This is a genomic window from Vicinamibacterales bacterium (assembly GCA_036504215.1).
Classification (GTDB): domain Bacteria; phylum Acidobacteriota; class Vicinamibacteria; order Vicinamibacterales; family Fen-181; genus FEN-299.
Window position 1 is genome coordinate 90,695 of record DASXVO010000070.1, and the last position, 21,332, is coordinate 112,026.

A 21,332-nucleotide genomic window follows, 5' to 3' on the forward strand; every position below is an offset into this window, starting at 1 on the left:
ACTGCCCATGCCGGCTGTCAGCGTGACGGCGCTGCGGCGCCCGGCCCGCTCCGGCGAATCGCGCCGTCGATACCCACCACGACCTGCGAGATCGGCACCTGGCGCGTCGCGCGCCCGGCGGCCGTCTGTGCCATGCGCAGCAATCCGCCGCAGCACGGCACTTCCATGATCATCACCGTGATGGCTGAGACCTTGGCCTGATCGATGAGCGCCGTCAGCTTGTCGAGATAGATCTCCTGTCCCTGATCCAGCTTCGGGCACGCGATCGCCAGCTTCTTCCCGGGCAGGTAGCGCTGGTTGAAGTCGGCCATCGCGAAGGCGACGCAGTCCGCCGCCAGCAACAGATCGGCGTCGCGAAACGCCGGGTTCATCGGCGAGATCAGATGAAGCTGCACCGGCCATTGGGTGAGTTGGCTGGCGAGTCCGTCGGTCGGGGCCAAGGCCGCGGTTGTCCGCAGCAGGTTCCGGGGCGCAGACCCGGGGCATCCGTGGTGCAGCGAGTGTTCCCGGTAGTCGGGCACCGGAATCCGGCGCTCGGCCAGCCAGGCGAGCGCCTGAGTGAGAAATGTCGTCTGTCCGTGCTCGTGCAGGTGCTCGAGGTGAGCCTCGAGTGTCTTCGGGCCCTTCGGCACAATCTGGTCGAGCGCTGCACGTTCATCGTACGGTGCGGCCTCGCGAACCTCGACCGTGATTGCGCCCTGCGGGCACGTGCCCACGCACGCACCGAGGCCGTCGCAGGTGATCTCTGAGACCAACCGTGCCTTGCCGTCGATCAACTGCAGCGCCCCTTCCGGACATCCGTTGCAGCAATCCCCGCACCCGTCGCACTTCTGCTCGTCTATCCGGATGATGTCGCGTTGCACGTGACTGTTCTCCCTCGCCGAAGAGCAGGACGGACGGCCTGCTACTTCGTGATCCCGACCTGCTTCAGCATCCAGGCGTATTCGAACGCCGTGTCGTTCAGGCGGTCGTACCGGCCCGAGGCGCCGCCGTGACCAGCCGGCTCCATCTTGCACTTGAGCAGCAGCTCGTTGTTGTCGGTCTTCAGGCCGCGGAGCTTGGCCACGTACTTCGCCGGCTCCCAGTACATGACCTGGCTGTCGTTGAAGCTCGTCGTCACGAGGACGTTCGGGTATGCCTTCTTCTCGAGATTGTCGTACGGGCTGTACGATTTCATGTAGTCGTACGCCGGTTTCTCGTTCGGGTTGCCCCACTCGAGGTACTCGCCCACGGTCAGCGGCAGCGTCGCATCCATCATCGTGTTCATGACGTCCACGAACGGCACAGCCGAGTGAACGGCCTTGAACAGGTCCGGGCGCATGTTCGTCACCGCGCCCATCAGCAGTCCTCCCGCGCTGCCGCCCTCGATCATCACGCGATCCTTCGCCGCCCACTTCTGCGCGATCAAGTAGTCCGCACAGTCGATGAAGTCGGTGAAGGTGTTCTTCTTGTGCATCAGCATCCCGTTGTCGTGCCACTCCTCACCCATCTCATTGCCGCCCCGGATATGCGCCAGCGCGTAGACCACGCCTCGGTCGAGCAGGCTGAGGCGGCCACTCGAGAAGGTGGCGGGTTGGCCGTAGCCATAGGACCCGTACGCGTACAGCCACAGCGGCGCCGTGCCGTCGCGCGGGACGCTCTTCTTGTAGACGATCGAAATCGGAACCTTGACCCCGTCGCGCGCCGTCGCCCAGACGCGCTCGGTCGCGTACTGCGCCGGGTCGTAGCCGCCCAGCACCTCCTGCTGTTTGAGGAGCTTCCGGTCGAGCGTGTCCATCGCGTAGTCGTAGATCCCCGACGGCGTCACCATCGACTGGTAGCTCACGCGGAAGGTGCGCGATTCGTATTCGGGCGTGGCGCCCGGAAACGCCGAGTAGACGGGTTCGGGAAACGACAGTTCGCGCCAGCTCCCCTTCGCGAAATCGAACACGCGCAGGCGGTTCAATCCCTGGGACAGTTCGACGGCCACCGCGAAGTCCCTGAACAGGTCGACGCCACTGATGAGCACGTCGGGCCGGTGCGCGATGAACTCCTTCCAGTTCGCCGGCCCGGGATCGCTCACCGGCGCCGTCACCACGCGGAAGTTCTTCGCCCCCTTGTTGGTCAGGATGTAGAAGAGCCCGTTCCGATGATCCACCGAGTACTTGTGCCCCTTCTCGCGGGGCAAGGCGACCTTGAACGGCGCGGTGGGCGTGGCGGCATCGAGGTAGCGATTCTCCCAGGTATCGGTGCTCTGGATGCCGAGGATGACGTAGCGCTTGTCCTTGGTGCGGCTGACGCCGATCCCAAACAACTCGTCCTTCTCCTCGTAGAGCATCGTGGGCGCGGAACCGAGCGTGAGGCGCCACAGCTGGTTCGACCGCTTGGTGACCTTGTCCTCCGTCGTGTAGAGGAGCGTTCTGTTGTCGGCCGCCCACTCGACCGACGTCACACGTTCGGCCGAGTCGGTGAACACCGTGCCGGCCCGCAGGTCCTTGACGTGCAGCACGTACTGCCGGAAGCCGGTCGTGTCCGTGGCATACGCCAGCAGGTTCCCATCGTCACTGACCTGTGCGGCGCCCAGACCGAGGAACGGCAGCCCCTTCGCCATCTCGTTCTGGTCGAGCAGGATCGATTCGGGCGCCTTCAGGTCGTATGAGCCATCCGCCGCAGCCGCCTTCCGACAGTAGATCGGGTACTGCTGACCTTCGACCGTGCGCGAGTAGTAGTAGAACTTCCCTTCGCGCGTCGGCACGCTGAGGTCCGTCTGCTTGATCCGCCCGAGCATCTCCTTGTAGAGCGCTTCGCGGAACGGCGCGAGACCTGCCGTCATGGCCGCGGTATAGGCGTTCTCGGCCTCGAGGTACTTCGCGACATCCGGGTTGGTCTTCTCCCGGAGCCAGAAGTACGGATCGATGACCGTCTCGCCGTGCCAGACCTGCTTGTGCTCGATCCGCTTGGCGACGGGAGGCGTGGGAGCGGACGGCTGGGCCATGGCCAGCACGCCGAACAACGGCATCACGACCAGCATAGCAACGAGTCGGGCGGAACGTGTCGTCATGAGGACTCCGATGATGAGGTGGCACCTGGCGAACTCGAATCGGACCCTACGCAGGATATCAGCTTCTCGGGCCGACGATCACGTCGGCCAACGGCTCCCGCCGCGCATCCAGGCAACAGCCGCTGAACGGCCTCTGGCACCATCCGGACGTCGTCGTGCTCTGGATGCCCGGCGTCGATTGCCTTCGCCTCGCGGCCCGCCGCATCGGGGCCCGTCCGGTAGCAGACCGCGTGCCCTCGCACCGCGCGCGCAGTTCGCCGACAACTCCAGGCGCCCGGATCGGGTAACATGGCGCCGGGGAGAGCCAAGATGGACGACCGGACCATGCAGTTGCCGCCGATCGGCGGACCGAAGAAGGCCCTCAGCAACCGCGTGCCTGCGATCATCCTGTACGACGGCGACGAGATCGGCGGTCTCCACAGCCTGACCAAGGACGAGACGACGATCGGCCGCACGGCAGATTGCGACATCGTCGTCCCGGAAACCCGCGTGTCGCGCCGCCACGCCATCATCAGGCGGACGACGGACGAGGTCCCCGAGTTCGAAATCGTCGACCTCGACTCGACCAACGGCACCATGCTGAACGGCGAGCCGGTGAAACAGTCGCCGCTGCAGAACGGCGACAAGGTCGGGATCGGGGGCCAGGTTCTCAAGTTCGCCATCCTCGACCGCGAAGATGTGGCCTACCAGTCGCGGATCGTGGAAATGATCCACATCGACGAACTCACGGGCTTGCTGACGAAACGATCGCTCTTCCGCGCCTTCGAACGCGAACTGATCCGGTCGCTGCGCTACCGGCGGCCGATCGGTGTGCTGATGATGGATCTCGACCATTTCAAGTTGGTGAACGACACCCACGGCCACCTCGTCGGGTCGCATTGCCTGTCGGAGGTGGGCAGGCTGATTCGCGAATGCACGCGGGTGGTGGACGTCAGCGGGCGATACGGCGGCGAGGAATTCGTCAGCTACCTGCCCGAGACCGACGTCGAGAACAGCGTCATGGTCGCCGAGCGGATCCGCCAGACGATGGAAGCGCGCGAGTTCCGCTACAACGACATCGTGTACGGCGTGCGCATCTCGATTGGCATCGCCGAGTTCCCGGCGCACGGGGGCGACGTGGAAAGCCTCATCACCGCGGCCGACACCGCGCTCTACTGCGCCAAGAACCAGGGCCGCAACCGCACCATCGTGTTCGAGCCACGCTGACCGTTCCCGATCGTCCCGAGCCTCGGCTACACTCTCACCGTTCTCGGGTTGGACCGACTTCGCCCTGGAGGTCTCATGCGAAGGACGGCGTGGCTGCTCAGGGTTTCGCTGCTCATCGGCCGTCAGTAGGGAGATGATGCCCTCGAGAGGAACGATCATCGGCTGGCTGGCCATCCTGCTGGCCGTCCTGACGACGGTCGCCGGCGCCAGGTGGAACACCAACGCGGCCAGCGGATCGGATTCCTACGGGTACGTCAGTCAGGCCGATCTGTGGCTCGCCGGGCATTTGCGGATCGAGCAGCCCTGGGCGCTCGATTTCGCGTGGCAGGATGTGGACTGGACGGTAGCCCCCATCGGGTACCATCCAGTCCCCGGCCGCCCCCGCGCCGTTGTCCCGATCTACTCGCCAGGTCTCCCGCTCCTGATGGCGCTCGGGAAGCTGCTGGCGGGCCCGACCGGGCTGTTCATGGTGGTGCCCCTCCTGGGCGGACTGGCCGTCTGGCTGACCTACAGGTTCGGCGCCCACCTCGTGGACCACGAGGTGGCGCTGGCGGCCGCCGCGCTGCTGGCCACGAGTCCGGCGTTCCTGAATCAACTGATGTGGCCGATGAGCGACGTGCCGGTCACCGCCTGGTGGATGCTGGTGCTCCTGCTGGTCCTCGGCGGGGCGCGGCGGCGCTTCCTCTACGCGGGATTGGCGGCGTCGGTGGCCCTGCTGATCCGGCCGAACCTCGTGCCGATCGCGGCCGTCGTGGCGCTCGCCGCGGCGTGTTCCACGCACGCCGCGGTGCCGGCGACCCTGTCGTCTTCCTCGCGGGCGCCGGTCAGGGACCGAGTGGTTTCCATCGCGCTGTTCGTGCTGGGGACGTTGCCCGGCGTCCTGATGATCGCGGCCCTTGACTGGTACTGGCACGGCGGCCCGTTGCAGTCCGGCTACGCGCCGTTCGATCAGCTGTACAAGCTGAGATTCGGTCCGGAGAATCTCGTGCACTACGCCGGCTGGCTGTGGGACACGCAGACCCCGCTGGTCCTGCTGGCCCCGATCGCCTTCTTCCTGCCCGGTGTGCTGCCCGTGTGGGATCGGCACCCGTCCGCAGCGGTATCGCCGCGTGTCCTGCTGGCGGGCGTCATGGTGGCCGTTGCCGCGTGCTACGTCTTCTACGTGCCGTTCGGCCACTGGTCGTTCGTGCGGTTCCTGCTGCCGGCGTATCCCGCCATGCTGATCGCGAGCGTGGCCACTCTCGCGTGGGTGCTCCGTCCGCTGCCGGCGCGCTCGCGCTCGCTGGTCATCGTGCTCGTGACACTGGCCGTGATGGGCTTCCAGGTGAAGGTCGCGGCCGATCGCTTCGTGTTCCTCATCGGCGCGGAGGAACAACGGGCGGTGCTGGCCGCCCATCGGGTCGCCGTTTCGACGCCGCCAAACGCCATGATCTTGTCCATGCAGCACTCGGGCAGCTTGCGCTACTATTCCGGCCGCAAGACGATCCGATGGGACTTCCTGATGGCGCGTGACCTCGATGCGGCTGTCGCCGCGATCCGCGCCCGCGGCTACAGGCCCTACATCGCGCTCGACGCCTGGGAACGGCCGCGTTTCGAGGAACGATTCGCGGGCTGGAGCGCGCTGGGGAATCTCGACAACGTGCCACGAACCGAGTTGGTCCGGAATTTCTGGCTCTTCCAACCCTGACGCGGATCGGGGTCTGATTGCCGAGGTGAAGGTGCAGGACGTTCTCACGCTCTATCGGCACGAGCTCCGGATGGCCTTCCGCGAGCGGTCGATCGTCGTCGGCAGTGTGCTGATGCCGCTCGTGCTGTACCCGCTGATCCTGTGGCTGATGTTCACCGGCATCACGTTCGTCATGGGGCAGACCGAGGGACAGCTCGCACGAATCGTCGTGCGCGGACTTCCCGCCGGCCACCCGGCGCTGACGAGCGCACTGAAGGTGACGGACAAGTTCCAGCAGGTCACGGAGGCCGATCCCCGGCGGGCCGCGGACCTGGTACGGTCGGGCGACGTGGATGCGGTCGTCGAGTTCACGCCCGCCGAGGGGGCGGCGGCCGCGCTGCCGCGGAACTTCGCGGTGCGGGTGACGTTCGACGCGTCGAAGGAACGGAGTGTGGCCGCCCGCGACCGCGTCTCATCGGCGGTCCAGCGTTACCGCGACGACTGGCTGCAGAGGGAGGCGACGGCCCGGCGCGTGCTCGTCACGACCTGGAGCACGTTCACGGTCGCCGACCGTGATATCTCCACGGGCCGCCAGGTCGGCAGCCGGATCCTCGGCATGATGCTGCCGCTCTTCTTCGTGATCATGGTGGCGGTCGGCTCGTTCTACCCGGCGATCGACAGCACGGCCGGCGAGCGCGAGCGAGGCACCTGGGAAACGACGCTGACGCTCTCGGTGTCGCGCACCCATCTCGTCCTCGCGAAGTACCTGAGCGTGGCCACACTGGGATGCCTGGCCGGCGTCATCAACATGATCGCGATGCTCGCCACGATCCGCCCGATCCTGGCGCCGCTCGTCGCCCGGACCGGGGAACAGCTCGACTTCGCGGTCTCGCCGTGGAGCCTGCCAATCGTTCTGGCCGGCGCGGCGCTCCTGGCCGGGTTCGCCGCGGCGGGTATGATGATGTTCGCCGTCTTCGCCCGGACGTTCAAGGAGGGCCAGGCGATGATCACGCCGTTCTACATGCTGCTGATCATCCCGGTCTTCTTCATCCAGGATCCCGACATTGTCTTCACCACCCCTCGCGCGCTGGTTCCGGTGATGAACGTGGCGCTCATGATCCGGGAGGCGATCCTCGGGCGCCTGCCCTGGCCCCAGATCGCCGTCACCTGCCTCGCGTCGGTCGTGCTGATTGCGGTCTGCATCCGCCTCGCGACGTTCGTCCTGCGGTTCGAAGACGTCGTGATCGGGTCCTACGGCGGTTCATTCGCCACGTTCTTCTCGAGACGGATTCTCGGGCGCACGCCGAAGCGCGGCGCCGTGGAGGGAGCATGACCGCGTCGATCACCGCCCGGGCCCTGCAGAAGGTGTTCCTCGATGAAGGACGGGGCGAGGTGCGTGCCGTGGACGGCGTGGACTTCGAGTGCCACCCGGGCGAGATCTTCGGCCTGCTGGGCGCCAACGGCGCGGGCAAGACGACGACGCTCCGGCTGCTGTCGACGATCCTGCAGCCGACCGCCGGATCGGCGACGGTGATGGGCTACGACGTGATGACCGCGCCCGAAATGGTCCGGCGTCACCTGGGATTCTACTCGGCATCGACGGCGCTCTATCCCCGCCTGACGGCGCGGGAGACGATCGACTTCTTCGCCCGCGTGAACGGGTACGCGCCGGAGCGACTCTCGGCGCGCGTGGATCAGCTCGTCGAGCGGTTCGGAATCGGGCCGTACGCGAAGGCCCGGGTGGACAAGCTGTCGTCCGGGATGAAGCAGAAGGTCTCCATCGCCCGTACCGTCGCGCACGACCCGCCCGTGCTCATCTTCGACGAGCCGACCGTCGGCCTCGACGTCCTCAACGCGCTCGAGATGCAGAAGGTGATCGCGGAGTTCAGGGCCGAAGGCAAGGCGATCATGTTCTCGACGCACATCATGAGCGAGGCCGAGCGGCTGTGCGACCGCATCGCGATCATCCACGACGGACGGATCCTCGCCTGTGACACGCTGGCGGCGTTGCGGCAGGCGACTGGACACCGGTATCTCGAGGACATCTTCGTGCACTTCGTGAGGCCGGATGTCGAGTCTCCCGCCGCCGGGGATCGGCCATGAAGCTCGATACGGCCGTCGTCCGCACACTCCTACGGACCGAGATCCTGATGCTGCTGAGGGATCGGCGGACCCTCGTGCTGTCGGTCGTACTGCCCCTGCTGCTGATGCCGCTGATGATGTTCGGCTCGCAGATCATGGAGAAGCGGCGCCAGCAACGGCTCGAAACCGCCGAGTATACCTTCGCCGTGACCGGACCGGCCGCCGCCGAAGTCCGGCCGCACGTCGACGCGACGGTCGCGCGACTCCTGCGGGAACGGGCGAACGATGCGTCGGTGCTGCGGGTCCGGGAGATCGTCGTCACCGATGGACTCGCCGCATTGCGGCGGGAACAGCTCGACTTCGTCGTCGAGGCCTCGACGGCGCCCGCCTCACCCGTTGTCCCTCCACCCGGTGCACCCAGGCCCGGAGATCGGTCGGCCGGCGCGCGCGAGACACCGGTGCCCGGCGTGCCTGTGGTCACCGTCATCAAGCGCGGCGAATCGGACCGGTCGTCGCGAGCCGCGTCACGATGGCGGGACGCCTTGCGTGAGACGCGACGCCTGGAACGCGCACACCTGATGGCCGAGGCCGGGCTCCCGGTGGCGGTGGCCGACGTCGCCGTCGTCACAAACGCCAACGTCGCCACCGAGGGACAGGTGGCCGGCCTGACGCTCGGACGGCTCCTGACGCTGATGCTGCTGATGTTCCTCCTCACCGGCGGGTCGTCGGTCGCCACCGACAGCCTGGCCGGCGAGAAGGAACGGGGCACGCTCGAGACCCTGCTGACCACGGCGGCCGGTCGCGTCGAGATCGTGACCGCGAAACTGCTGGCCGTGCTTCTCGTCGCGCTGGCCACGACAGTGATCCAGGTGGCCAACCTGCTGGTCTACGTCGGCTTCAAAATCATCCCGGCCAGTGCGGGATTCTCCGCGGCGATCCATCCCGCCGCCACCGTCCTCATCCTCGCGCTGTTCCTGCCGTTGGCGGCGCTGGTTGCCTCCGTGTTGTTGCTGATCTCCGGCCACGCCCGGACGTACAAGGAAGCGCAGTTCCTGTTCCTGCCGGTGTTCCTGATCGGCATGGTGCCCGCGCTCGCGGCGTTCCTGCCAGGGCTGAAGCTCCGGTCCGCCATCGCGGTGATCCCCGTGTCGAACGTGGCGGTCGCGGTGAAGGAGATCCTGACCGGCCGCTTCGACTGGCCGATGCTCGTCGTGACGTTCGCGGTGAACGCCGCCGCCGCGGCCTGGCTGGTCCGCCTGACCGTCCGCGCGCTCTCCACCGAACGCCTCGTGTCTCCGACTCAGACCGACAGCGTCGCGATCGTCGGCGGCGCGCCGCTGTTCAGCCGACACGTCTTTCGATGGTTCGCCGTGCTGTGGGGCATCTTGATCCTCACGTCGGGGTACCTCGGGGAGTCGCACATTCGCGTGCAGGTGTCGGTCAACCTGCTCGTCCTGTTCACGGGAACCGTCGCGCTGATCCTGTCCCGATACCGGCTCGAGCCGCGAACCGCGCTCGCGTTGCGGCCCGTGAAACCGGCGGTCTGGCTGGCGGTCCTGATCGGCGCACCGGCAGGCTTGCTCACCGGGATCGGCGTCTTCCGTGTCGCGGCGCTCGTGTTCCCCGTCCCTCCGCAGGCGCTCGAGGCGTTCAGCAAGGCACTGTTGCCCGCGGACTTCCCGCTGTGGCAGGCGGTGATCTTCGTGGCCGTCATGCCGGGCATCTTCGAGGAGTTGCTCTTCCGCGGCGTCTTCCTCCACGGCCTCGTCCGCCGGTTCCATCCGATCGTCGCCGTCGTGGCGATCGGCGCGATGTTCGGCCTCATGCACGTGTCGCTCTTCCGTCTCGTGCCGACGGCCTACCTCGGCATGCTGCTGGCCGGCATCACGCTCGTGACGGGCTCGGTGTTCCCGGCGATGCTCTGGCACTTCCTGAACAACCTGCTCGGCGTGTCGTCGCCCTCGCTGAACATCCCGTGGGAGGCCTTCGGTCCGTCCACCTACGGCGCGGCGGCGCTGGCACTCGCGCTCAGTGGCTGGATTCTCTGGAGGAACCGGACGCCGTACCCCGGGCTGAGGTGGCGCGCCCCTACTTCCGGGGCCTAACGCCGAGGGCTTCGAGTCGCGCATGCACTTCCTCGCCGTGGCCGTCCGGGACCACCTGCTTGTCGATGAAGAGAATCCGCCCGTCCACGCCGATGTAGAACGTCCATCGGGCCGGCGCGGGACGCCCGCCCGCCAGCACCCCGTACGCGTGCGCCACCCGGCGGCCGGGGTCGCTCAGGATCGGATGAGGCAGATCGAGCACCTCGGCGATCTCGCGGTTTCGCTCCACCGGATCGGTGCTTGCCTCGAAGAACGCGACGTCGAACGCACGCAGCGCATCGCCGCGCTCACGGCGCGGCTGACAATCAATCACTCAGAGCTTGGCGAATACCTTCGGGAACCAGGCGAGCACGATCGGCTGCTTGCCGACGAAGTCGGCGAGCCGGTACGTCTTTCCGTCCGAGCCGGGCAGCGTGAAGGCGGGCGCGGGATCGCCGGGCTTCAGGCCCGCATCGTCCTGCGCCGAGACCCGGGTGAGCGTCACCAAGGTCAGGATCCCGATCGCCAGCCAACACGCAACGCGGCAGTTCAAGCCGGTCCTCCGCGCCGAACGCGTCCCGCTCGACCGTTTCGCGATGCCTCAGGCACCGAGAGCGTCAGTGTCCGCACGGTCCGACCAGGCAGGAACGAGATGGCTACCCCTTCGCCGTGTGACAACGGATGTCGTGGTTGAGCGTGTGGATCTGTCGCCTGAGGCTCCGGAGTAGCACCTGGTCGTGGGCCTCCAGCGCGGCATCTCGCCGCTTGCGCAGGTCTCGCATCGCCACTTTTGTCGCCAACTTGTCGAAGCCGCCGAGAGCGTGGTGTTCGTGCGTCGTGACGTTCAGCGCCTTGCAGAGGGCGACGAGCAAGTGATCCTTGTTCAGCTGGGTGTAGCCACGAACTGCTTCGTGCTCGACGCCTTTCGCAATCTCACGCAGATCGCCGACGGTCTTTTCCTTCAGCTCATGGTAGGTGTACGCCATCGTCCCTCCTTCGGGCGCATTGTAACCAAAGCGCCGGGACGCTGCACGTCATCTGATCGGCAAGGGGGGATCGGTTGTCGGAGCCGGTTCGGCCGTGGACGGGGACGGTGCAGCCAGCGCGGGACGTGCGCGCAGACGCCAAGGCATCAGCAGAGACTCGGTCAGACGGGATCCCGAGAGCTTCGAATGCCCCTGGGTCCGTTCGGTGAAGACGATCGGCACCTCGACCACGCGCGCCCCCCGCCGAACCGCCTCGAACGCCATCTCCACCTGGAACGCGTACCCCTCGGATACGATGCGATCGAGCGGAATGCGCTCGAGCGTCTCCCTCCTCCAACAGCGGAACCCGGCCGTGCAATCGGTCAGCGGGAGGCCGGTCACGGCTCTGATGTAGCGGTTGGCGAACGTGCTCAGAACCAGCCGGCGAAGCGGCCAGTTCACGACGCTAATGCCGTGCACGTACCTCGAGCCGATGGCGAGGTCCGCGTCGTCCACGGCGGCCACCAGCTCGGGCAACGCCTTCGGGTCGTGTGAGAAGTCGGCGTCCATCTGACAGATGCGATCGGCGTCTCCGATCAGCGCGTGCTGAAACCCATCCACATAGGCCCGGCCCAGGCCGGCCCGGCCCGTCCGGTGGAGAACCGAGACGCGCCCCGGATACTTCGCCGCGACGAGATCCGCAATCTCACCAGTACCGTCCGGCGAACGGTCGTCCACCACCATCGCCTGGTAGCCGTCGAGTGCGAGGATCGCATGGAGGAGCGGCTCGATCGTCTCGCGTTCGTTGAAGGTGGGGACGATGACCAGCACGCGCATTTTCAGACGTCTCCAGGGATCGCCGCATCCAAGGCGGGAGGTGGCCGGCCGCCACGCGCCCGCCACCGACGGGCGTGTTTCTACTCTAGCTCGTTTGACGCCTCCGGGTCCCTCTTTCGACCGATACCCTCGCGCTCCTCATCCTTCCTCCTTCATCCTTCATCCTTCCTCCTTCATCCTTCCTCGTTTCTCCCTCCTCCTTCCTCCTTCATCCTTCATCCTTCATCCTTCATCCTTGTTCTTCGCCCTCACCTTCCCGTCGTCCGCCCGAGCATCCGTTCCATCCATGCCGCGGTCGCCCTGGATGCAGCGACCCAGTTCCGATGCAGCAGAAAATCGTGGATGTCGTCGGGGATGATCATCTCCTCGAACGGTACGCCTTTCGCCTTCAGGCGCTGCACCAGGTCCACGGTCTGCTGAAACTGCACGTTGCGGTCGTCGTCGCCGTGGATGAGCAGCACAGGCGATTTCCAGGTGGAGATCGCCGACACTGGCGAGGACTCCCAGGCCACCGTGGCCGCCTTCCGAAGCTCGTCCTCGCTGACGCCGTCGCCGACAAGTGCGGAGACGGCCAACTCGGGATTCGAAGACGCGCTTGCCACGCGATGCGCCCAATCGTGAACGCCATGAAGGTCCACGCCGGTCGCGAACACGTCCGAGTTGCGACCGAGCGCGAGCGCGGTGAGGTAGCCACCGTACGAGCCGCCATAGATCCCGATGCGCGCCCGGTCCACATCGGGCCGTGCCTGCAGGTAGCGTCCGGCCGCCAGCACATCCTGGTACTCCGCGGCGCCACGTGCCCCGCCGGTACTCGGGTACTGGAAGGCGTGACCGTAACCAATCCCCAGGCGGTAGTTCACCGACAGGACCACGAAGCCCCGGCTGGCGAGGTACTGGTTCAGGGCGTAGGTGTTCGCGTAGTAGAAGCCGTAGTGCCAGCCGAGCAGCATCTGCCTGGGCGGACCGCCGTGCACGAAGATCACGGCGGGACGCCGGGTGTCGCCGCTGGCGGTCTTGAAGAGCTGGCAGTGCACCGCCGTCCCGTCGGGGGCATTCACGACGACCGGCTGGGGCGTCACGAGCAGGCCGGCCGGGTATTCAAGTGGCAGGGCGTCGGCCATGACGGGCCGTGCGGACCCGCCGCCGAACGGCACGACTGTCGGCAGGCCAGGTGTCTGAACGCCACCGGCGAAGTACGCGAGCGTGGCGCCGTCGCCCGTGACGATCGGGCTCCACTCGTTCCCGAGACCGTTCGTCAGTGGCTCGGGGGCGGCCCGATCCACGGGCACGCGCCACAGGTGGCGCCGGTCGATGTCGTTCGGGTCGGAACCCGTGTTCGCGTTGTAGACCATCCAGCGCCGATCGGGAGTCATCGACACGTGCTCGACCATGAAGGCGCCGGGCGTGAGCAGCGTGGCCTTGGTCCCGCCAGCGGCGGGCACCGAATAGAGATGCGGCCAGCCGTCCTGGTACGAAAGGAACACCAGGCGATCACCGTCGGCCCAGTGCAGGTTCACGCCCCCCGCAGTGCGGGGAACCGACCCGGCCGGTGTCGCGTCGCTGTGCCACACTTCGCGCGCTTCTCCCGTCGACACGTCGGCCACCCAGAGCGCCCAGGGCTGGACGGGCTGCTGCAGACCGGACGCCCGTGGCGCGCCGCGGCCGGGCTGCCGAACGAACGCGAGGCGCCGACCGTCAGGCGACCACACGGGACCCGAATCGCGCGCGGTGGAAGGCGCGAGGTACCGCAGGGGTTGATCCGGGCCGGTGAACAGCGCGATGAAGCTGTGATCGCCGCGCTCGGACACGAAGGCGAGCGTGCGGCCGTCGGGCGCCCAGGCGGGCGACGCACTCCGGCCACGCGCGAAGAACATCAGGGTCGCCGGCGTCCCGGTCGTGTCACCAAGCCAGATCTTGCCTTGGCGGACGAAGGCCACCTTGGCCGCACCGGCGGCGGGCGCGGGGTCGTCGCCCTCGCCGATCAACGTCGGCGCACCACCGGCGAGGGGCACCGCCCACACCTGCATCTTCGGCTGAACCGGACTGCTGGTCGGGTTCGGCATCAGATCCCCTTCGGCCGGCCAGTTGGAACCGTGATCGCCACCCCGGACGTATACGACGTGGCGGCCGTCGCCCGAGAACACGAGCCCCGTCAGTTCCTGCCCGTCATCGGTGCCGTAGTCGGTCAGGCGGCGGGGCTGGTACGCGGGAGCTTCCGCCAGATACACGTTGCGTCGGCCACGCTCGAACATGGCGAACGCGAGCGTCCCCCCGCGGGTCGAGGCCGTCAGTTCGGAAGCGAACGGAGCGCTGAGGATCTGGTCGATCGTGAAGCTGCGGCCGGCCGCCGGCGCCTGCGCGTGCAGGACGGTCCAGACGAGCAAGAGGCCAACGACCGTGATCGGGCCAATCGTGCGGGAGAAAGCAGAGCGGCGAATGAAGTTCATAGGTGATGCGCCATCCTCGCCACCAGCGACGTCGTCTGTAGCAGGAATTCAGGTTGGCCGATTGGGCCGATTGATCATACACATCCCCGCCATCCGGGTCGATGGGCCGAGAAACCGATGTGCGAAGTGGGGTACAATGACTGGCCCCGCGTTGAAGGATATGACAGCGAAACCCATCATCCGCGCCGTGGTGCTGTTCCTTGTCGTCAGCAGCCTGCCAGGCTGCTCGATCAAGAAAATGGCGATCAACACCGTCGGCAATACGTTGGCCGACTCAGGATCGACGTTTGCCGCCGATGACGATCCCGAGCTGGTCGCCGCGGCGGTCCCGTTCGGCTTGAAGACGATCGAAGGCCTGCTCGCTCAAGCACCGAACCACAGAGGTCTCCTCTTTGCGGCCTGCAGCGGCTTCACGCAGTATGCGTACGCGTTCGTCCAGCAGCCTGCCGACTACATCGAGGCCAAGGATCTCGACCAGGCGACCGCGATGCGGGCTCGGGCGAAGAAGCTGTTCGTGCGGGCGCGCGACTACGGCCTGCGCGGGTTCGACGTCGAGTTCCCGGGCTTCAGCGGCCGGATCCGCAAGGACACGGACGGCGAGCTGCAGCGGCTGAAGAAGGAGCACGTCCCGCTGCTCTACTACACCGGGGCGGCCTGGGCGGCGGCGTTTGCCATCGACGTCACGGACTCGCAGCTTGCGACCGACCAGACGATCATCGAGAAGCTGATGCGCCGCGCGCTGGCACTGGACGAAGGGTGGGGCGCCGGGTCGCTTCACGACTTCTTCATTTCGTGGGAAGCGGCGCACGTGTCGGGCGGCGGCACCCTCGAGAAGGCGAAAGAGCACTTCGACAGGTCGCGTCAGCTGTCGGCCGGCCAGCGCGTGTCACCGCTCGTCAGCTACGCCGAGTCGGTCCTCCTCGCCACGCGAGACCGAAAGGCCTTCGAGGCGCTGCTCAACGAGGCGATCGAGTTCGACATCGCAAAAGCCCCGCCGGACCAGAAGCTGCCGAACGTGCTCGCGCAGAGGCGTGCGCGGTGGCTGCTCAGCCGGACCGACGACCTATTCCACCCCTAGCGGTCTTCTTTCCGAGACGAGAGATCGAATCATGATTCGCACCTATCTTCGCCGATCCGTCGCGTCCCTGATCGCCACCCTGGTATCCGGGGTCGCGGCCTGTCTGCTGGCCGCGCCCGCCAGCGCGCAGGTCACCGTCAAGATGGCAACGATGGTGCCCGACAACTCGGCGTGGGCGCTCATCCTCAAGCAGATGGCCGCCGAGTGGACCAAGGTGTCCGGCGGAAAGGTCACGCTCAGGCTGTATCTGGGCGGCACTCGCGGCGACGACCAGAACGTGGTCTCCGACATGCGGACGGGCGCGTTGAACGGCGCCGTGCTGACGGCGGCCGGTGTGGCCGAACTCGACAAGTCGGTCTACGCGATGAGCATCCCGATGGCGTACGACTCGTATGAAGAGGTCTACGCCGTCCTCGAGAAGATGCGCCCGCGGATCGAGGCCTCGATCGACGCCAAGGGGTTCGTCGTGCTGAACTGGGCAGATGCCGGCTGGCTGCACTTCTTCACCAAGAAGCCCGTGGCGACCCCCGACGACCTCAAGAAGCTCGTGTTGTTTCAGTGGCAGGGCGACCCGAAGTCGATGGCGATCTGGCAGGCGGCCGGCTTCAATCCCCGGGCGGGCGCCTCGTCCGAACTCCTCAGCGGCCTGAAAACCGGGATGTACGAAGCGTGCTCGGCGCCGCCGCAGGTCGCGTCGATCATGCGGTATTACGAGAACGCCAGGAACATGACCGACGTGAACTGGGCCCTGCTGCTCGGTGCGACGGTCGTCACCAAGGACACGTGGAACAAGATCCCGGCGGACATCCGCCCCGCGCTGCTCAAGGCGGCCCAGAACGCGGGCGCGAAGCTGCGCGACGATGTGCGGAGGAACGGCGAGACCAGCGTCAATGCCATGAAGCAGGCTGGCCTGACGGTGGTGCCGGTGGACGCCAGGGTGAAGGACGCGTGGGTGAAGGCCGCGACGGCCGCTTATCCCAAGGTCAAGGGCGACTTCGTGCCGGCGGACGCGTTCGATGAGGCGTTGAAATATCGTGACGAGTACCGCCGGCAACACCCGGCACCCAAGAAATGAAGACAGCGATCCTCGCCCTGAAACGGGGCCAGCAGACCGTCCTGGTGGCCACGCTGGCCGTGGCCACCATCCTGCCGCTCATCGACCTCATTGGCGGGCCGCTCTTCGGCTTCCGCTTGTCCAGCACGCATCTGTACGTGCAGCATGCGACGCTCTGGCTGGCGTTTGTCGGCGCCATCGCGGCGACAGCCGAGGGCAGCCACCTCACCCTCTCCACGACCGAGTTCCTGCACGAAGGCCGCGCCCGGATGCTGTCACGCCTCTTCGGCTTCTCGGTGGCCGCCGCGGTGTCCGGCGTCCTCGCGTATGCCAGCTACGCCTTCGTCGTGGCGAACCGGAACGACAGGATCCTGCCCGGCCTCGGCGTGCCCGAGTGGGTCAGTTCGCTCGTCATGCCGGTCGCGCTCGGAGTCATGGCCCTGGTCTTTGCGTGGAAGGCGTCGGATCGGTGGTGGGGTCGACTCGTCGGCCTGCTCGTCATCCCCGCAGCGTTTGCGGTCGGCCTGGTACCCGTTGAATCCGCCGGTCGCCTCTGGCCGCTCGGCCTCCTCGTCCTCGGCGGCGCGTTTCTCGGAGCACCGGTGTTCGTGGCGATGGGGGGCATCGCCCTGGTGGGGTTCGTCAGCGAAGGCACGACCGTCGCCGCCGTGTCGTCGCAGGTCTATCGTCTGCTCGCGTCGGAGACGCTGCCCGCGATCCCGCTGCTGACCGCGGCCGGCTACGTGCTCGCCGAGAGTGCGGCGGCCGACCGCCTCGTGCGGTTCTTCCGCGCGCTGTTCGGCTGGATGCCCGGCGGCGTGGCCGTGATGGTCGCCGCGGTGTGCGCGATGTTCACGACCTTCACCGGCGGGTCTGGCGTCACGATCATCGCGCTCGGCGGCCTGGTATACCCGATCCTGCGGCGCGACGGCTACTCGGAGGGTTTCTCACTCGGCCTCGTCACGGCTGCCGGTTCGCTCGGACTGCTCTTCCCGCCCAGCCTGCCGGTGCTCCTGTACAGCATCGTGGCCAGCACGGGCGATCAGAGCGTCCCGGTGGACAACCTGTACATCGCGGGTTTCCTGCCGGGCATGTTGCTGGTGGTCATCACGGCCATCTACGGGATGGTCATCGGCCGGCAGGCGGGCCGCGAGCGCCAGCGGTTCACGCTCGGCGAGGTGGCGCGCGCGACCTGGCACGCCAAGTGGGAACTGCTCCTCCCCGTGATGATCGTCGCGCTCTTCCTCAGCGGCTTCGCGACGATGCTGCAGACGGCGGCAGCAGCGCTGGCGTACACGGTGGTCGTGGAGTGCTTCATCACCCGCGACCTGGGCATCTTCCGATCACTGCCCGCGGCGCTGCTCAAGGCGGCGGCGCTCATGGGCGCGGTGCTCATCCTGCTCAGCATCGCGATGGGCCTGACGATCTACCTCGTGGACGTGCAACTGCCCGACATGCTCCTGGCGTGGGTCCAGGCGCACATCCACTCGGAGGTGGTCTTCCTGCTCGCACTGAACGTGCTGCTGCTGGTGCTCGGCAGCGTGGTGGAGATCTACTCGGCGATCATCATCCTGGCGCCGCTGATCGCGCCGCTCGCCGCGGTGTTCAACATCAACCCGATCCACCTCGGCGTGATCTTCCTGGCCAATCTCGAGCTGGGCTTCCTGTTCCCGCCGGTCGGCCTGAACCTGTTCCTGTCCTCGTCGCGGTTCAACAAACCGCTGCCCCAGCTCTACCGACACGTCGTGCCGTTCCTGATCATCCTCGGCATCGGCGTCCTGCTGATCACGTACGTCCCGGCGATGTCGGTGGGGGTGTTGCGGTTGTTGGGGAGATAGGCTACTTCACTCCCCAATCGAGGACCACCTTCCCGCTCTTCCCGCTGTTCATCACCTCGAACCCTTCCTCGAAGCGATCGATCGGGAAACGGTGCGTGATGATCTTGCCGATGTCGAGACCGCCCTGGATCATCGACGCCATCTTGTACCAGGTCTCGAACATCTCGCGCCCGTAGATTCCCTTGAGGAACAGGCCCTTGAAGATCACCTTCCCCCAGTCGATGGCGACCTCGCCGGAGAAGATGCCGAGCAGCGCGACCCGGCCGCCGTGGACCATCGCGTCGATCAGGCTCCGAAACGCGGTGGCGTTGCCGCTCATCTCGAGACCGACGTCGAAGCCCTCGGTCATTCCAAGCTGACCCATGACCTCGCGCAAGCTGGTCTCGGCCGGGTTCACCGCGAGCGTTGCGCCCATCGAGCGCGCCAGCTCCAGCCGATACGGGTTGACGTCGGTGATGACCACGTTGCGTGCCCCGACGTGGCGCGCGACCGCTGCGGCCATGATCCCGATCGGGCCGGCGCCGGTGATCAGCACGTCCTCACCGACCATATCGAACGACAACGCCGTATGGACCGCGTTTCCGTAGGGATCGAAGATCGACGCGACGTCGTCCGAGATTGAATCGGGCAGCTTGAAGAGGTTGAATGCCGGCAGGCAGAGGTACTCGGCGAACGAGCCCGGCCGGTTGACGCCCACGCCGACGGTGTTGGGACACAGGTGGCGGCGCCCGGCCCGGCATGCGCGGCAGTGCCCGCAGACGATGTGGCCTTCACCGCTGACGCGGTCACCGACCTTGTACCCGTCGACCTCGACACCCACCTGCTCGATCGCGCCGGCGTACTCGTGGCCGACGTGCATGGGCACCGGGATCGTCTTCTGCGCCCACGCATCCCAGTTCCAGATGTGCAGGTCGGTGCCGCAGATGGCGGATTTGTGGATCCGTATCAACACGTCGTTGGGGCCGATTTCCGGCACCGGCACGTGCTGCATGACCAGTCCCGGCTTGGCCTCGGCTTTCACGAGCGCACGCATCGTCTTCGACATGAGAACCTCCGTTTATGACGCCGTTCGGCAGGCCGCCACACGAACCCGCCTGGGATTCCTCGCTTCGTAGAGACTAGCCCGAGCGGCACGCGAGCATCAAGCGAGGCGGCCACGCCGATGCCCTCCCGTTCGAGCGTCATCGCGGACACTGCGCGTCAGGCCGGCGATTGCGGTCAGCAGCACCGCCAGCCACGACGCCGCCAGTGCAGGCGGGAACCAGACGGGAATCGCCTGCATGTCCGGCAGTCGGCGCCGCGCGCGTTCCAGGTGCAGCGGGAAGACGTCGATACCCGCGCCGGGTGGCGCGGCGAGGCCGAGCGGGCCGCTCCCCAGCGTCTGCACGAACGGCACGTAGTCCAGACGATAGCGATTCCACGGACGCCCCGGTGCGGCCGCCACGCGCTCGTAGTAGTTCTGTCGGACGCGGCCCGCGAGGTCTTGTCCCATCGTCTGGTCCTGCACGAACGACACGCCGACCGCCGCAGCTGCCATGAAGCACCCCATCACGACTGCGACGGCCAAGCCACGGCCGAGTGGCGCGGGCGTCCCCCCCGGGCGGACAGGCGAGACGCCTGTCCCACTCGAACCGAGTGGCGCGGGCGTCCCCCACGGGCGGACAGGCGAGACGCCTGTCCCACTCGAACCGAGTGGCGCGGGCATCCCCCCCGGGCGGACAGGCGAGACGCCTGTCCCACTCGAACCGAGTGGCGCGGGCGTCCCGCCCGAACCGAGTGGCACGGGCGTCCCGCCCGTGGGGTCCGGATCGTCCACCGCCATTGCCAATATCAGCACGAGCAGCGGAATCAGCGGAACCAGGTGCCGCGGGCCGTGCGAGTAACCGCCCTCCGGGAAGAAGTAGCTGCCATAGAAGGTGAGCGCGATCCCGGCGGACATCAGGATTCCCACGACAGGAGCCCGACACTGTCTCCATGCCCTGGGAATCCGAGCGGCCACGAGCAGCAGGACTGGTGCCCAGACGAAGAGCGACTTGCCGGGCGACGCCAACAGCACCAGCAAGCCACGCGGCAGCTCGTCGAGCGCGAATGGCCGCGGCGTGCCTCCGGCCACCGTCTCGCCCCACGCGTATCCGAAGTCGAGCGGCGATCCGAACCGGACCAGGTTGTAGCCGGCGTGCCCCGCGCCAGCGACTGCGATTCCCGCGCACAGCATCGCCGCCGCCGTCATCCGGATCCGGCGAGGCACGGACGAGTCGAGAAGGACGGCGACGACCAGTCCGGGCAGCAGGATGATGGCCGTGGGTTTCACGAGACCCGTCACGGCGAGCAACACGCTGGCACACACCACCCATTTCCCCGCGCCCGCAATCCGGCGCCGCGCCAGCAGCAGACACACGGTTGCCCACATCAGCCCGGAGGCAACGAATGCCTCCGCGAAGAATGATGTCGCGTAGGGCCAGAGCGGAGTGGCGACGCCGAGTGCCAGGGACAGGGTGGACGCGTACCGCACGGAACGTCCCAGCAACAGACACGCGAAGAAGAAACCGACGACCGTGAGCGCCGTCGCCGTGGAGGTTGCGAGTGAGGTCAGGCCTGCGACGAGCACCAGCCACGGCCGTCCGCCTGGCAACGGTTCGCGGCGGACACCGGCAAGCGCCGCTACCGCCCGCGCGGCCAGGTGATGCGGCACGGCCAGAATGGCCGCGAATGGCCCGTAGGGTGCGTACGCCTCGCCGTCCCTGCCAATCTTCCCGAACAGAATCGGACGGACCGCGACACGCCCGTCCGGCTGTCGCACTTCCTCGGTCAACACGAGCGTCTGGGGCACCGAGAGCCTGTGGCGATCGACCAGGCTCTCCGTCTGGAAATACACCTCGAATTCGTCCGGCAGGCGGAACACGTTCCCGGACGACGTCAGGGCATAGAGAGCCTGGAACGCCAGAAAGAGCCAGGCAGCAACGTGGAACGGTCGGCGCACGGCCCCGAGTATACGGCACCCGTGCCGCTGCCGCGCGGCTGTTCTGGGGACTCGC

General features: G+C 67.1%; 16 protein-coding genes. 8 read left to right on the plus strand and 8 right to left on the minus strand.

Annotated features, from left to right (window positions below; all coding sequences use genetic code 11):
• Positions 1-17: 17 nt before the first annotated feature.
• Together VGK32_19425 and VGK32_19430 are read right to left on the minus strand one after the other, a co-directional pair.
• Positions 18-863 (minus strand): 4Fe-4S dicluster domain-containing protein, encoded by an 846-nt coding sequence (locus VGK32_19425; protein ID HEY3383940.1) that lies wholly within the window; start codon positions 861-863, stop codon positions 18-20.
• A gap of 41 nt (positions 864-904) precedes the next feature.
• Entirely contained in the window at positions 905-3,040 is a 2,136-nt protein-coding gene (locus tag VGK32_19430) for a S9 family peptidase (protein ID HEY3383941.1), read from the minus strand.
• Positions 3,041-3,349: 309 nt separating this feature from the next.
• On the opposite strand from VGK32_19430, the gene VGK32_19435 reads away from it, so the two are divergent.
• From VGK32_19435 to VGK32_19455, 5 genes are all read left to right on the plus strand, one after another.
• Complete coding sequence (locus tag VGK32_19435) at positions 3,350-4,246, plus strand: GGDEF domain-containing protein (protein ID HEY3383942.1); 897 nt, start codon at positions 3,350-3,352, stop codon at positions 4,244-4,246.
• 136 nt (positions 4,247-4,382) lie between these two features.
• Positions 4,383-5,933, plus strand: a complete 1,551-nt coding sequence (locus VGK32_19440) for a glycosyltransferase family 39 protein (GenBank protein ID HEY3383943.1) — start codon at positions 4,383-4,385, stop codon at positions 5,931-5,933.
• A 31-nt stretch (positions 5,934-5,964) separates the two neighbouring features.
• On the plus strand, positions 5,965-7,245 hold the full coding sequence (locus VGK32_19445; protein ID HEY3383944.1) for an ABC transporter permease: 1,281 nt from the start codon (positions 5,965-5,967) through the stop codon (positions 7,243-7,245).
• The gene (locus VGK32_19450) at positions 7,242-8,015 is read left to right on the plus strand and encodes an ABC transporter ATP-binding protein (GenBank protein ID HEY3383945.1); all 774 of its coding nucleotides are present in this window, start codon (positions 7,242-7,244) and stop codon (positions 8,013-8,015) included. The genes VGK32_19445 and VGK32_19450 overlap by 4 nt, the downstream gene beginning before the upstream one ends.
• Complete coding sequence (locus VGK32_19455; protein ID HEY3383946.1) at positions 8,012-10,099, plus strand: CPBP family glutamic-type intramembrane protease; 2,088 nt, start codon at positions 8,012-8,014, stop codon at positions 10,097-10,099. Before VGK32_19450 ends, VGK32_19455 begins: the two co-directional genes overlap by 4 nt.
• On the opposite strand, the gene VGK32_19460 is transcribed toward VGK32_19455, so the two are convergent.
• From VGK32_19460 to VGK32_19475, 4 genes are all read right to left on the minus strand, one after another.
• Complete coding sequence (locus tag VGK32_19460) at positions 10,083-10,583, minus strand: redoxin domain-containing protein (protein ID HEY3383947.1); 501 nt, start codon at positions 10,581-10,583, stop codon at positions 10,083-10,085. The genes VGK32_19455 and VGK32_19460 overlap by 17 nt on opposite strands.
• Positions 10,584-10,734: 151 nt before the next feature.
• Positions 10,735-11,064 carry a hypothetical protein gene (locus VGK32_19465; GenBank protein ID HEY3383948.1) on the minus strand — a complete coding sequence of 110 codons (330 nt, stop codon included), beginning with the start codon at positions 11,062-11,064 and terminating at the stop codon, positions 10,735-10,737.
• Between the two features lie 48 nt (positions 11,065-11,112).
• Complete coding sequence (locus VGK32_19470) at positions 11,113-11,880, minus strand: polyprenol monophosphomannose synthase (GenBank protein HEY3383949.1); 768 nt, start codon at positions 11,878-11,880, stop codon at positions 11,113-11,115.
• A gap of 248 nt (positions 11,881-12,128) precedes the next feature.
• Positions 12,129-14,327 carry a prolyl oligopeptidase family serine peptidase gene (locus VGK32_19475; protein ID HEY3383950.1) on the minus strand — a complete coding sequence of 733 codons (2,199 nt, stop codon included), beginning with the start codon at positions 14,325-14,327 and terminating at the stop codon, positions 12,129-12,131.
• Positions 14,328-14,487: 160 nt separating this feature from the next.
• Here VGK32_19475 and VGK32_19480 point away from each other — a divergent pair, with 160 nt between their 5' ends.
• Genes VGK32_19480 through VGK32_19490 form a run of 3 tightly spaced genes read left to right on the plus strand, consistent with a single transcriptional unit; the run spans position 14,488 to position 18,297 of the window.
• The gene (locus VGK32_19480) at positions 14,488-15,405 is read left to right on the plus strand and encodes a TRAP transporter TatT component family protein (protein ID HEY3383951.1); all 918 of its coding nucleotides are present in this window, start codon (positions 14,488-14,490) and stop codon (positions 15,403-15,405) included.
• Between the two features lie 31 nt (positions 15,406-15,436).
• Entirely contained in the window at positions 15,437-16,480 is a 1,044-nt protein-coding gene (gene dctP, locus VGK32_19485) for a TRAP transporter substrate-binding protein DctP (GenBank protein ID HEY3383952.1), read from the plus strand.
• Positions 16,477-18,297 (plus strand): TRAP transporter large permease subunit, encoded by a 1,821-nt coding sequence (locus VGK32_19490; protein ID HEY3383953.1) that lies wholly within the window; start codon positions 16,477-16,479, stop codon positions 18,295-18,297. Before dctP ends, VGK32_19490 begins: the two co-directional genes overlap by 4 nt.
• Position 18,298: 1 nt before the next feature.
• Here the strand turns inward: VGK32_19490 and tdh are convergent, their stop codons facing one another.
• Together tdh and VGK32_19500 are read right to left on the minus strand one after the other, a co-directional pair.
• Entirely contained in the window at positions 18,299-19,342 is a 1,044-nt protein-coding gene (gene tdh / locus VGK32_19495) for an L-threonine 3-dehydrogenase (protein HEY3383954.1), read from the minus strand.
• Between the two features lie 96 nt (positions 19,343-19,438).
• Entirely contained in the window at positions 19,439-21,277 is a 1,839-nt protein-coding gene (locus tag VGK32_19500) for a hypothetical protein (GenBank protein HEY3383955.1), read from the minus strand.
• Positions 21,278-21,332 lie beyond the last annotated feature (55 nt).